Origin of the sequence: Mycobacterium sp., from assembly GCF_050700595.1 — a bacterium.
In the GTDB taxonomy this organism is placed as follows: domain Bacteria; phylum Actinomycetota; class Actinomycetes; order Mycobacteriales; family Mycobacteriaceae; genus Mycobacterium.
In genome coordinates, this window is the sequence record NZ_JBOHHI010000074.1 from 1 (window position 1) to 12927 (window position 12927).

Sequence of the window (12927 nt, forward strand, 5' to 3'; positions counted from 1 at the left end):
CCGCACCGCGGCCCAACGCTATTCCGGAGTTGCGGACTGGGAACAGATCGCCCAGCTCAAGCAGCATGTGGGGACGGTTCCGGTGCTCGGCAACGGGGACATCTTCGACGCCAGCGACGCGCTGACCATGATGGCCACCACCGGCTGCGACGGGGTGGTGATCGGCCGTGGCTGCCTGGGCCGGCCCTGGCTGTTCGCCGAGCTGTCGGCGGCCTTCACTGGCAGCCCGCCGCCCTGCCCGCCGACCCTCGGTGAGGTCGCCGCCATCATCCGCCGGCACGGCAGGCTGCTGACCGACCATTTCGGCGAGGACAAGGGAATGCGGGATATCCGCAAGCACATCGGCTGGTACCTGCACGGCTTCCCGGCCGGATCCGAGCTGAGGCGGGCGTTGGCGCTGGTCAAAACGCTTGATGAGCTCGACGTTCTGCTGAACCAACTCGACGGCGCGGTCCCCTTCCCGCAGGCGGCCACCGGGCCGCGCGGCCGGCAGGGATCACCGGCCCGGGTAGCCCTTCCGGACGGCTGGCTGGCCGACCGCGACGACTGCACGGTGCCGGCCGGGGCGGACATCATGGGATCCGGTGGCTGAATCGAGACGATCTCGACGTCGCGTTTCTGCGAATGTCTGGCTACGATGTGGAACTTGTTGCAACGCGCTCCGGTGATTCGGGGGGAGCGCGAGCCCGCAGTGCTACCACCGTCAGCACTGGCCTGATATATGCACACGACGCGCACTTCGCCAGAGTTTCGGAGGCCGGTAGGACATGAGTGACGGCGACCCGCACGCCACTCCTGCCGGTCCGCACGGCCCGGGCACCGCGCCGTGGGAGCGGTTCGCAACGCCACCACCAGGCACCGCTCACCGATGGTCGCGGCCGCCGCCGCCGAAGCGGACCGACGACGCCGAGGCCGACCCGGTTGGCGGGTGTCACACCGATGGCAAACTCACGGTCGCTGACCTGATCGCCAAAATCGGCGCTCCCGGCACGGGTCGGCCCAGCCACCATCGGGCGGCACCGGAAGCCGAGCCGCCTGAGCCGCAGTACCCCTACGATGCCTATGCCGTTGCGACGTCGTCGGCCTTCGCCTCCGAGCTGCCCGACCTGGAAATTGCGCACCGCCCGCGACGCAGCGCCGGCGCTGGTGCGGGGGCCGAACAAACCACCGTGCTGCCCGACGCGTCGGGCAGGGTGCCGCCGGCGCGGATCGTCGGCCACCCGGACGCCGCCGAATCCCGGGCGCCCAAGCCGAATCGGAAACGCCGTCCGCTGTTGGCGGCAGGCCGCACGCTAGCGGCATTGATCGCCGTGCTGTCGCTGGCCATGACCGGCGGGGCATGGCAGTGGAGTGCGTCGAAAAACAACCGGCTCAACACCATCAGCGCGCTGGACCCGCACTCGCGTGACATCGTCGACCCCAGTGGGCAGTACGGCGACGAGGACTTCTTGATCGTGGGCGTCGACTCCCGCGCCGGGGCGAACAGCGAGATGGGCGCCGGCGACGCCGAAGACGCCGGCGGCGCGCGATCGGACACCATCATGCTGGTCAACATTCCGGCGAACCGCAAACGCGTGGTTGCCGTGTCGTTCCCCCGCGACCTTGCCATCACGCCGATCAAGTGCGAGGCCTGGAATCCCGACACCGGCGCCTACGGCCCGCTGTACGACGAGGGCACCAGAACCTACGGCCCAAGATACGTCTACACCGAAACGAAACTGAACTCCGCGTTCGCCTTCGGCGGTCCCAAGTGCCTGGTGAAGGTCATCCAGAAGTTGTCCGGTCTTTCGATCAACCGGTTCATGGCCATCGACTTCGCCGGTTTCGCCAAGATGGTCGACGCACTCGGCGGCGTCGAAGTCTGCACCACCACACCGCTGAAGGACTACGAGTTGGGCACCGTGCTCAAGCATGCCGGGCGTCAGGTCGTCGACGGCACGACCGCGCTGAACTACGTGCGCGCCCGCAATGTCATCACCGAGAACAACGGCGACTACGGGCGCATCAAACGGCAGCAGCTGTTCCTGTCGTCGCTGCTGCGTTCGCTGATCTCCAAGGACACCTTCTTTTCGCTGAGCAAGCTCAACAACGTCGTCAACATGTTCATCAGCGACAGCTACGTCGATAACGTCAAGACCAAGGATCTGGTCGACCTCGGCCAGTCGGTGCAAGGAGTCTCGGCCGGGCACATCACCTTCGTCACGGTGCCGACCGGCGAAACCGACGGGGATGGCAACGAACCACCGCGGACGACCGACATGCGGGCGCTCTTCGACGCCATCATCAACGACGACCCACTGCCCGGTGAGAACGACCAGAACGCGACCTCGACCCCGACCACCAAGTCGAGCACCAAAGCGGTGCCGGCCAGTCCCACCACCGAGGCGCACAGTGAGCAGGTCCAGGCGGTGACGACGGCACCGCGGAACATCACCGTGCAGGTCTCCAACTCGACCGGCAAGTCGGGTCTGGCCACCACTGCCAGCGACGAGCTGGAGCGGCAGGGCTTCAACGTCATGACGCCCGACGACTACCCGAGCTCGGTGAAATCGACCACGGTGTTCTTCTCGCCGGGCAATGAGCAAGCCGCGGCGACGGTGGCGTCGACGCTGGCCAACTCAAAGGTGGAGCGGGTCACCGGGATCGGGCAAGTGGTGCAGGTGGTTTTGGGCCCCGACTTCTCGTCGGTGAAGGCTCCACCGCCCAGCGGCTCGTCGGTGAGCGTGCAGATCGACCGCAACACCAACAGCGCACAGACGAAACTTCCCGAGGACCTGACGGTCACCAACGCCGCAGACACCACCTGCGAGTAACCGCAATACATTCGAAGTGAACCAAATGCGTATGCGCCGCGAGTTCATCTGGCCCTTCGTCACATTTCCGGGGCCAAGAACGTAGTCTTGACCCCATGCGGACCGCCTACCAGGAACAACTGGCTGGGCTCTCGGAGCGGCTCGGCGAAATGTGTGGGCTGGCGGGAGCCGCGATGGAATGCGCAACGCAGGCCCTGCTGCAGGCAGATCTGGTACTGGCCGAGCAGGTCATTTCCGACCACGAGAAAATCGCGACGCTGAGCGCCCGGGCCGAGGAAAGCGCTTTCGTGCTGCTGGCTTTGCAGGCGCCGGTGGCCGGTGACTTGCGCGCGATTGTCAGCGCGATTCAGATGGTGGCCGACATCGACCGGATGGGTGCGCTGGCCCTGCACGTCGCCAAGATCGCCCGCCGACGTCATCCCCGGCATGCACTGCCCGAGGAAGTCAACGGGTATTTCGCGGAAATGGGCAGGCTTGCAGTCGAATTGGGTAACAGCGCGCAGGAAGTGCTGTTGTCCCGCGACCCGGAGAAGGCCGCGCGCATTCGTGAAGAAGACGACGCGATGGACGACCTGCACCAGCACCTGTTCACCGTGCTGATGGATCGCGAATGGAAGCATGGCGTGGCCGCCGCGGTCGACGTGACGTTGCTCGGCCGGTTTTATGAGCGCTTCGCCGACCACGCCGTGGAGGTGGCGCGCCGGGTGATCTTCCAGGCCACCGGCAGCTTTCCCGGCGAGGACTCGGTGCCCGCCCCTCCGTAACGCCGGGGCAACTCTTAGCCGAAGCGGCCGGAAATATAGTCTTCGGTGGCCTTCTGGGTCGGGTTGGAGAAGATCTTCTCGGTGTCGTCGATCTCGACCAACCGGCCCGGCTTTCCGACCGCCTCCAAATTGAAGAACGCGGTCTGGTCGCTCACCCGCGCGGCCTGTTGCATGTTGTGGGTGACGATGACGATGGTGTACTCCTGTTTCAATTCGGCGATCAGGTCCTCGATCGCCATCGTCGAGACCGGGTCCAACGACGAGCAGGGCTCGTCCATCAGCAGCACGTCGGGTTGCACGGCGATGGCCCGTGCGATACACAACCGCTGCTGCTGGCCGCCCGATAAGCCGCCACCGGGCTTGTCCAGCCGGTCCTTGACCTCTTCCCACAGGTTGGCACCCCGCAGCGAGTATTCGGCGGTGTCAGCGAGCGCTTTGCGGTTGCGCACGCCCTGCAGCTTCAGCCCCGCCACCACGTTGTCGCGAATAGACATGGTGGGAAACGGGTTCGGTCGCTGAAAGACCATCCCGATCGCCCTGCGCACACCGACCGGATCGATGCTGGGCGCGTAGATGTCCTCGTCATCGAGTAGCACCGCGCCGTGGACCCGGGCACCGGGGATCACCTCGTGCATGCGGTTCAGCGTGCGCAACACGGTTGTCTTACCGCAGCCGGATGGACCGATGAACGCGGTCACACTGCGCGGTAGCACCGACAGCGACACATCGGCAACCGCGTGGAACGACCCGTAATAGATGTTGACCCCTTTGAGGTCCAACCGCTTAGCCACCGCGAGCTCCTGCTCTCTTCATTGGCGGCGATCCGCTGCGCCCGGCTTCGCCGCTAGCGATCACCGCGAGACTTTCTGGGGCGCAAAAACTTTCGCGACTATTCTGGCCCCGACATTGATGACGGCGATCAACAGGATCAGCGTCAGCGCAGCGCCCCACATCCGATCGGTCGGGACTGGGTTGGCGCCCGCCCCGGCCGACGTCTGGTCATACATCATACCGGGCAGCGATCCCATGAAGCCGGTGAACAGGTCGAAGTTCATCGCCTGTGAGTAACCCACCAGAACCAGCAGCGGTGCAGTCTCACCCATCACCCTTGCCAACGCCAGCAGGATGCCGGTGATGATGCCGGACAGTCCGGTCGGAATCACGATGCGGGCAATCGTTTTCCACTTCGACACCCCCAGTGCGTAGCTCGCCTCGCGCAGATCAAGCGGGACGACCCGCAGCATCTCCTCGGTGGCCCGCACAATCACCGGGATCATCAACAGCACTAACGCCAGCGACACCGCGAAACCGGACCGCGGAAAGCCGAGCGTGGCCACATAGAGCGCATAGATGAACAACGCTGCGACGATCGAGGGCACGCCGGTGAGGATGTCGATCATGAATGTGGTCAACTTGCCCAGCGGGGTGCCACCGCCGTATTCGACGAGAAAAATCGCCACGAAAAGGCCGATCGGGCTGGCGATTGCCGCGCATACCAGTCCCTGCAGCACGGTACCGACCAGCGCGTGGTAAGCGCCGCCACCGCTCACGAACGCCGTCATCCCGGCCTGCGAGTGCGTCCACCACACGCTGGAGGTGACCGAGCCCAAGCCCATGCCGACCACCGAGTACAGCATCCACAACAGTGGGACCAGCGCGAGCACCACCGCCAGCGTCACCAGCACGGTGGCGACGTGGTCGGCGGCCCGCCGCCGTGAGCTGACGGCCGCGAATGTCCGCGCCTTGACCGGGCGGTCCAGCAGCCAGGTCATCGGGTTCTCTTCCCGGCGACGGCACCCCGGGCCAGCGCAGTGACAACGAAGGTGAGCACGAACAGCACCAGCCCGGCGGCGATATAGGCGCCGGCTTTGTACTGATCATTGAATTCAGAGGCGGTGGCCGCGATCCTGGTCGCGAAGGTATAGCCGCCGTCGAACAGCGACCAGCCGAACGCAGTCTGGGTGCCGCGCAGGATGATCAGCAGCGCAACGGTCTCCCCTAACGCGCGACCCAGACCCAACATCGCGCCACTGATGTATCCGGACCGGCCGAATGGCAGGACCGTGGTCTTGACCACTTCCCATCGGGTGGCCCCGAGCGCGAGGGCGGCCTCGATCTGGGCCTGTGGCGTCTGGGTGAAGACTTCGCGGGTGACCGCGGTGATGATCGGCAAGACCATCACCGCCAGCACGATTCCGCCGGTGAAGATGGTGCCGCCGCCGGCCACCGAGGCGTTGCCGGTGGCGAACAAAAAACACCAGCCCAGGTTGTCGTTGAGCCAGGCCGCGATCGGCCGCAGCCGGGGTGCCAGCACATACAGGCCCCAGACGCCGTAGATGATCGAGGGGACCGCCGCGAGCAGGTCAATTAGGTAAGCAAGCGGCCCGGCGACCCGCCGTTGCGCGTACCGGGTGAGGAAGATCGCGATGCCGAGGGCGATCGGCATGGCCAGGACCAGTGCGAACAGCGACACGAACACCGTGACCTGCAGCATGTCGTAGATCCCGAAGCGCATTGCCGAGGTGTCGGTGGTGACCCAGTTTCCGCCGTAGGTGACGAAGTTCTCGTTGTCGCGCGCCAGGGCCGGTATCGCCCGCCACAGCAGGAACACACCAATCGCCGCGATCAGCACGACGATCAGGACGCCGGAGCCCTGCGACACGGCGCGAAAGAGGCGGTCGCCCAAAAGTGTTTTGCCGGTGCCCCAGGACTTGGTCGGCATGCCCATCCGCGCGGGAACGGGCGCAACGATGACCTCGCCCGGGCCTGCGTCGGACGGATCTGGCGTTGTCACTGGTGTCCCATCGCTTCGTGGTTCTGCCATCCATCTTTCGGGGCGGCCGCCTGCCGATCAATCACTGGATCGCGCTGATCGCCGCGACCAGTCGCTGCTGGAATTTATCCGGCAACGGGACGTAACCGGCCCCCGAAAGGGCCTTGGAAAGGCCGGCCTGGCCACTGTCGGCGGCCGTAGTCAGGAACGACTTGACCGCGGTGCCAGTCGCCGGGTCGTAGCCTGCCGAGCACACGATCTCGTAGGTGGCCAGCACCAGCGGGTAGGCACCGGGTTCTGTGGTGGCGTAGAGCGAATCCAGGTCGAGCCTCAGGTCGTTGCCGACGCCGACAAACGTGGCGTCGTCGACGGCGTTGCGGGCTGCGTCGTCGGAGAGCGCAACCGCACCGCCGCCGTCGTCGATTTGGGCATACGGCATCCCGGCCTGATCGGCGAAACCTTTCTCGACATAGCCGATGGTGCCCGGAGTGGACTGCACGGCCTGCACGACGCCGGCGGACTTCTGCGCACCCTCACCCACGCCGCCCTGGAATTCGCTGCCGGCGCCCTGGGTCCAGCTTCGCGGAGCGGCCACGGTCAGATATTTCTGGAAATTGTCGGTGGTCCCCGAGGAGTCCGCCCGGTAGATCGGGGTGATCTTCGCATCGGGCAGGCCAACGTTGTGGTTGAGCGCGACGATCGCCGGATCCCGCCAGCTGATGATCGCGCCGCTGAAGATTTTGGCCAGCACGTCGGCGTTGACCACGAGTGGGGCGACGCCGCCCAAGTGGTAGATCACCGCGACCGGCCCGAACACCAGCGGCAGATGCCACGCCGGATTACCGTTGCAGCGCTTGGCCGCCGGGCCGATCTGCACGGCGGTCAGTGGCTCGTCGGAACCACCGAAGTCGACATGGCCGGCGATGAACTGCTCACGGCCGGCGCCCGAACCGGTCGGGTTGTACAACACGTTCTTGCTCGGACACTGCCGCCCCCACGCTTGGTTGAACAACGCGATCGCGTTCTGCTGAGCCGTCGAGCCCTCACCGGTCAGCGCATTGTCGCCGCCGCAGTCGACCCGGATCGAGGCCCCGAACCCGCTGCCCAGGTTGTTGTTGTCGCTGCCGCAGCCGGTCGACAACACACCGGTGAGCACCACCGCGCCCAGAACTCTGACTACCGTGTGGAGCCGCACCGATCTCACTTTCTCAAACATCTGGCGTCGCATAGGCGGTGTCGACGCTGTGGACGGTGAAGCCCAGCCGGCGATAGGTGCGCAGCGCCGCAGAATTGTCCGACTCGACATAGAGCATCACCGCGGGATGCGCGGTACCGGCCAACCGTTGCGCCAGGTACGCGACACCGACCGACGTCAGCGCGCCGCCCAGGCTCCGGCTTTGGGCCGACGGGTCGACGCCGACGACGTAAACCTCACCCAGGCCGTCGTCCTGAGAATGCACCTTGGTCCAATGGAAGCCCAGCAGGGTGTCCGTCGCCTCGTCGACCGCCAGGAACAAACCCTCGGGGTCGAACCACTTTTCGCTGCGCCGCTCGGCCAGGTCGGCCGGTGTCCAGCCGCCCTGTTCGGGGTGACTGGCGAATGCGGCGTTGTTGACCCGCAACAGCTCGGCGTCGTCGGCCTCACCGGTATATGTGCGGATCCGCACCCCATCGGGAATCGGCGGTGCTGCAACGTCGTTCAGCGGGCGGCGCATCTGGATGAGTTCGCGGACCGGTGCCAAACCCAGCGCCGACGCGGTCGCCCTCGCTGACTCGAGCGTCCCGTGTGCCCAAAACCGGTTCCTGCCATTGGTTTTCGATAGTGCTGCCTGCGCCATCGCTGTGCCGATCCCGCGTCGGCGGGCCTGCGGCGCAACCACGAGCTCGGCCATGCCGGATGCATCGTCGTGCGGCGGGGCGAGGTTGAGATAACCGATTACCACATCGCCGGGGGCTTCCCCGGGATCCGGACCGGTGACCAGCAGGTGTTCGGTGCGCCGCTGGCTCAACTCACGTAGTACCTGCTCGCCGACAGGCACTACGCCATCGAATTCTGTTGCCGCCGTGACGAGTTCGCGCACCTGCTGCTGCTCGTCGGCGGCCAGTGCTGAGCGCCAATCACTCACTGGCTATGCAACGGATCGACCAGCGGCTCTTGGGCGTTGTCCAGCTCTGCCTCACTGTCCTCGCCGGTGTCGGGCTCGCTGACCGGTAGCCGGCCGCGGGCCGGGCGGACCGCCTTGTAGCCCACGTTGCGTACCGTGCCGATCAAGGACTCGTACTCCGGCCCGAGTTTGGCCCGCAGTCGTCGCACGTGCACGTCGACGGTACGGGTGCCGCCAAAGAAGTCGTATCCCCACACCTCGTGTAGCAGCTGCGCGCGGGTGAATACCCGGCCGGCGTGCTGCGCCAGGTACTTCAGCAGCTCGAACTCCTTGTAGGTGAGGTCCAATGGGCGGCCACGCAGCCGCGCAGTGTAGGTACCTTCGTCGATCATCAACTCGCCAAGGCTGATCTTGCCCGCGTTCTCCTGGTCGCTGACACCGCCCCGTCGGCCGACCAGCAGCCGCAGCCGGGTGTCGATCTCGGCGGGCCCGGTGCCGGGCAGCAGGATTTCGTCGAGCCCCCAGTCGGCGTTGATCGCGACCAACCCGCCTTCGCCCACCACCGCGAGCACCGGGATCGATCGGCCGGTTGAACCCAGCAGGCGGCACAGGCTGCGGGCGGCCGGCAGATCGGTGCGCGCGTCGACCAGCACGACGTCCGCGCTGCCTGCTTCCAGCAACGACGAAACATCGGCGGGCGCTGTGCGCACGCTATGCGCGAGCAGCGACAACGACGGCAGGACCAAATCGGCGTGCGGCTCGCCGGTCAGCAGCAATAGATCCAAACCAGCCCCTCCAGCGTCGTGGGAAAGGCGTCTCCCAGATGCATGGCGTCCGTTAACAGCCAGGTGCTCTAACGATAGCGTGCTACCTGCTGGTTCGCCCGCTGACGACGCACGCCACAATAACCGGATGCGCAGGGTGCTGGTCGGTGCGACGGGCGTACTACTGGCCGTCGTCCTCGTACTCATCGGAGCCACCGGCGTCGACTTCGGAATCAGCATTTACGCCGAGTACCGGCTGTCCCGCACGGTGCGCGATACCACGCACCTGGGTTCGGATCCGTTCGTCGCCATCCTCGGATTCCCGATGATCCCCCAGGCGATGCGGCGCCACTACGACGAACTGGAGATCAAGGCCAGCGCGGTGAACCATCCCATGGTCGGCAAGGCCACGCTGGAAGCCACCCTGCACTCCATCGACCTGACCGACGCATCCTGGCTGATCAGGCCGGACGCCAAGCTCCCGGTCGGCAAGCTGGAAAGCCGCATCATCATCGACTCGGTACATCTGGGCCGATACCTGGGCATCACCGATCTGATGGTCGAGGCGCCGCCGCAGGACACCAACGACGCCACCGGCGGCACCACCGAGTCCGGGATCTCCAGCAGCCGGGGGCTGGTCTTTACCGGGACCCCGACGTCGGCTCACTTCGGCAAGCGGGTCAGCGTCTCGGTGGACCTGTCTATCGCCAGTGACGACCGGGCCACGCTGGTGTTCACCCCGACCGGGGTGCTGACCGGGCCGGACACCGCCAACCAGAAGGTGCCCGACGACAAGCGGGATGCGGTACTGGGCGCTTTCCGCAGCAGGCTGCCCGACCAGTACCTGCCATTCGGGGTGGGGCCGACCAGCCAGGGTGCCCGCGGATCCGATGTCATCGTCGAGGGCATCACCGAGGGAGTAACGATCACCCTCGACGGGTTTAAGCAGTCATGATGACGGCTCTTGTCGCGATCGTGGCTGCGGTGGCGCTGGCCGTCGTTGCCGGGTGGCTGCTGACCCGCCGCGCCGGCGACGTCCGGGTAATCGAGGGCGGGCGCGGTGACCGGGTGAACAACGACGACCTGGGCCTCTCCCGCGACGGACCAACCGTCGTGCACTTCAGCGCCGCGTGGTGTGCGCCGTGCGAGCGGGTGCGCCGCGTGGTCAACCAGGTGTGCGGCGACCTGGGTGACGTGGCACACATCGAAGTTGACTTGGACGCCAATCCGGTGGCGGCACGGCGTCTTTCGGTGCTGTCACTGCCGACCACGTTCATCTTCGATGTCGACGGACGACAGCGCTACCGCAGCGCGGGCGTGCCCAAGGCCGATGACCTGCGCTCGGCGCTGACCCCGCTGCTGGCTTGACCGCTGTGCCATTGGGTAAGCTGTCCGACGTGTCCGCCCGCTTCGAGCTCGTGCTCACCAAGCGCCGCGCAGTCGATCTGTGCCGCACCGCGGGTTGCTGCTGTTGTTGTAGCCGCTGAGTAGCGCCGTTTCACGTCGCTCTCGGAGCAGCCGGTCTGGCCTGTCTCCATCCCTTCCTACAACAGGAGCAGCTCTGTGTCCCCAATCAACACTTCCGCCCAGGTAGACCGCGTGGACGTTCGCGGGCCCCGGTTCGCTGCCTGGCTTAGCACCGCGGTGCTGGTGATCACGTTGATCGCGTCCGGGTTCAACGCGCCGGGCGCCGCCGTCATCCTGGGTGCGCAGGCTTGCGTCTTTGCGATCGGCGCGGTGGCCGGCCCACGCCGGCATCCCTACGGGCTGCTATTCGCCCATGCCGTGGCGCCACGGTTGGGGCCGGTCAGCGAGCGGGAGCCGGTGCCGCCACTGAAGTTCGCCCAACTGGTCGGATTCGTCTTCGCCGCCATCGGCGTGGCCGGTTTCGCTGTTGGTGTCCCGCTGCTCGGGGTCGCAGCCACCGCGGCCGCACTGGCGGCGGCCTTCCTCAATGCGGCCTTCGGCATCTGCCTGGGTTGCCAGCTCTACCCGCTCGTCACGCATCTGCGTAACCAACCGAAAGGATCCACACCATGGCACGCTCCGACGTCCTAGTCTCCGTCGACTGGGCCGAGAGCAATCTCGACGCCGCGAACACCGTCTTCGTCGAAGTCGACGAGGACACCAGCGCCTACGACGTCGGCCACATCGCCGGCGCGGTCAAACTGGACTGGCGCACCGATCTGCAGGACCCGGTCCGGCGTGACTTCCTCGACGCGCAGCAGTTCTCCAAGCTGCTGAGTGACCGCGGTATCGGCAACGACGACGCCGTGATCCTCTACGGCGGCAACAACAACTGGTTCGCCGCCTACGCCTACTGGTATTTCAAGCTGTACGGCCACGAAGACGTCAAGCTGCTGGATGGCGGCCGCAAGAAGTGGGAGCTCGACGGTCGCCCACTGTCCACCGACGCCGTGAAGCGCCCCGCAACGTCCTACACGGCCAAGGCGCCCGACAACTCCATTCGGGCGTTCCGCGACGAAGTGCTGGCGGCAATCAGCGTGAAGAACCTGGTCGACGTCCGCTCCCCGGACGAGTTCTCCGGCAAGATCCTGGCGCCCGCGCACCTGCCCCAGGAGCAAAGCCAGCGCCCCGGTCATATCCCGGGCGCGCTCAACGTGCCGTGGAGCAAGGCCGCCAACGAGGACGGCACCTTCAAGTCCGATGAGGCCTTGGCCGGGCTCTACAGCGACGCCGGCCTGAACGGATCGAAGGAAACGATCGCGTACTGCCGAATCGGCGAGCGCTCGTCGCATACCTGGTTCGTGCTGAGCGAGCTGCTCGGGCACCGCAACGTCAAGAACTACGACGGCAGTTGGACGGAATACGGCTCCCTGGTGGGGGCCCCGATTGAGTTGGGAAGCTGATATGTGCTCTGCACCCAAGCAAGGACAGACGTTGCCGGCCAGCGTCGACCTGGAAAAGGAGACGGTGATCACCGGTCGCGTCGTGGACGGCTCCGGCCAGGCCGTGGGCGGCGCGTTCGTGCGCCTGCTGGACGCGTCCGACGAGTTCACCGCTGAGGTCGTCGCGTCGGCCACCGGCGACTTCCGGTTCTTCGCGGCACCGGGGTCCTGGACGCTGCGCGCGCTGTCGGCGGCCGGCAACGGCGACGCGGTGGTGACGCCGTCGGGCGCGGGCATCCACGAGGTCGACGTCAAGATCGCCTGACGGGCACTTTCGACGCGAGCGTGCGTGTCCCCGGTCTACGCCGCGTTAAACATCGGGTTTACGCACGCTCACCGCTGGGTGGCCGCCCAGGCGGCCGGGGCGGCGCATCAAGAACTAGACTCGTCGCCGTGGTGCTGTTCTTCGAGATCATGCTGGTCACGGCGGTCGTGGTCATCACCTGGTTCGCGTTGTATGCGCTGTATCGGCTGATCACCGACGAGTCGTGACCAAGGGCCCTGGTTCCGGGGACCGTGCGGTGGCCGCAGCCGCCGAACGCGCCAAGGTAACCGCATCGCGCAACATCCCCGTCTTCGATGACCTGCCGATTCCGGCCGACACCGCGAACCTGCGCGAGGGTGCCGACCTGCACGGCGCACTGCTTGCGCTACTGCCATTGGTGGGGGTGTGGCGCGGCGAAGGAGAGGGCCGTGGAGCCCGCGGCGACTACCGGTTCGGCCAGCAGATCGTCGTCTCCCACGACGGTGGCGATTATCTCAACTGGGAGGCCCGGTCTTGGCGGCTGACCGACACCGG

The 12927-nt window shown here is 66.3% G+C and carries 16 protein-coding genes; 10 read left to right on the forward strand and 6 right to left on the reverse strand.

The genetic code is table 11. The features are described from left to right. From ACRDTL_RS07550 to phoU, 3 genes are all read left to right on the forward strand, one after another. The coding region (locus tag ACRDTL_RS07550) for a tRNA-dihydrouridine synthase (protein ID WP_431506090.1) at positions 1-592 on the forward strand (592 nt) is incomplete at its 5' end. A gap of 175 nt (positions 593-767) precedes the next feature. Then, positions 768-2813: an LCP family protein gene (locus ACRDTL_RS07555; protein ID WP_431506091.1), complete on the forward strand. Its 2046-nt coding sequence runs from the start codon at positions 768-770 to the stop codon at positions 2811-2813. Positions 2814-2908: 95 nt separating this feature from the next. Further along, a complete protein-coding gene (phoU, locus tag ACRDTL_RS07560) occupies positions 2909-3577 on the forward strand; it encodes a phosphate signaling complex protein PhoU (protein WP_431506092.1) in 669 nt (222 codons plus the stop codon). Between the two features lie 14 nt (positions 3578-3591). On the opposite strand, the gene pstB is transcribed toward phoU, so the two are convergent. Genes pstB through ACRDTL_RS07590 form a run of 6 tightly spaced genes read right to left on the reverse strand, consistent with a single transcriptional unit; the run spans position 3592 to position 9240 of the window. After that, complete coding sequence (pstB, locus tag ACRDTL_RS07565; protein ID WP_431506093.1) at positions 3592-4368, reverse strand: phosphate ABC transporter ATP-binding protein PstB; 777 nt, start codon at positions 4366-4368, stop codon at positions 3592-3594. Between the two features lie 60 nt (positions 4369-4428). Then, positions 4429-5349, reverse strand: a complete 921-nt coding sequence (gene pstA, locus ACRDTL_RS07570) for a phosphate ABC transporter permease PstA (RefSeq protein ID WP_431506094.1) — start codon at positions 5347-5349, stop codon at positions 4429-4431. Beyond that, a complete protein-coding gene (gene pstC, locus ACRDTL_RS07575) occupies positions 5346-6401 on the reverse strand; it encodes a phosphate ABC transporter permease subunit PstC (protein WP_431506095.1) in 1056 nt (351 codons plus the stop codon). Before pstC ends, pstA begins: the two co-directional genes overlap by 4 nt. Positions 6402-6432: 31 nt before the next feature. Next, positions 6433-7545 (reverse strand): phosphate ABC transporter substrate-binding protein PstS, encoded by a 1113-nt coding sequence (gene pstS / locus ACRDTL_RS07580; protein ID WP_431506096.1) that lies wholly within the window; start codon positions 7543-7545, stop codon positions 6433-6435. A 13-nt stretch (positions 7546-7558) separates the two neighbouring features. Beyond that, entirely contained in the window at positions 7559-8476 is a 918-nt protein-coding gene (gene mshD, locus ACRDTL_RS07585; RefSeq protein WP_431506097.1) for a mycothiol synthase, read from the reverse strand. Further along, positions 8473-9240, reverse strand: coding sequence for a winged helix-turn-helix transcriptional regulator (locus ACRDTL_RS07590; protein WP_431506098.1), 768 nt, complete (start codon positions 9238-9240; stop codon positions 8473-8475). The genes mshD and ACRDTL_RS07590 overlap by 4 nt, the downstream gene beginning before the upstream one ends. A 127-nt stretch (positions 9241-9367) precedes the next feature. Here ACRDTL_RS07590 and lmeA point away from each other — a divergent pair, with 127 nt between their 5' ends. From lmeA to ACRDTL_RS07625, 7 genes are all read left to right on the forward strand, one after another. Further along, positions 9368-10174, forward strand: coding sequence for a mannan chain length control protein LmeA (gene lmeA, locus ACRDTL_RS07595; RefSeq protein WP_431506099.1), 807 nt, complete (start codon positions 9368-9370; stop codon positions 10172-10174). After that, entirely contained in the window at positions 10171-10587 is a 417-nt protein-coding gene (locus tag ACRDTL_RS07600) for a thioredoxin family protein (RefSeq protein ID WP_431506100.1), read from the forward strand. Before lmeA ends, ACRDTL_RS07600 begins: the two co-directional genes overlap by 4 nt. Before the next feature lie 50 nt (positions 10588-10637). Further along, the gene (locus ACRDTL_RS07605) at positions 10638-10706 is read left to right on the forward strand and encodes an Ms5788A family Cys-rich leader peptide (protein ID WP_431506105.1); all 69 of its coding nucleotides are present in this window, start codon (positions 10638-10640) and stop codon (positions 10704-10706) included. A 76-nt stretch (positions 10707-10782) separates the two neighbouring features. Continuing rightward, a complete protein-coding gene (locus tag ACRDTL_RS07610; protein ID WP_431506101.1) occupies positions 10783-11277 on the forward strand; it encodes a DUF4395 domain-containing protein in 495 nt (164 codons plus the stop codon). Next, positions 11256-12089 (forward strand): sulfurtransferase, encoded by an 834-nt coding sequence (locus ACRDTL_RS07615; protein ID WP_431506102.1) that lies wholly within the window; start codon positions 11256-11258, stop codon positions 12087-12089. The genes ACRDTL_RS07610 and ACRDTL_RS07615 overlap by 22 nt, the downstream gene beginning before the upstream one ends. 1 nt (position 12090) lies before the next feature. Next, complete coding sequence (locus ACRDTL_RS07620; RefSeq protein WP_431506103.1) at positions 12091-12393, forward strand: DUF1416 domain-containing protein; 303 nt, start codon at positions 12091-12093, stop codon at positions 12391-12393. 223 nt (positions 12394-12616) lie between these two features. Then, on the forward strand, positions 12617-12927 hold a 311-nt coding region (locus ACRDTL_RS07625; RefSeq protein WP_431506104.1), incomplete at its 3' end, for a heme-binding beta-barrel domain-containing protein.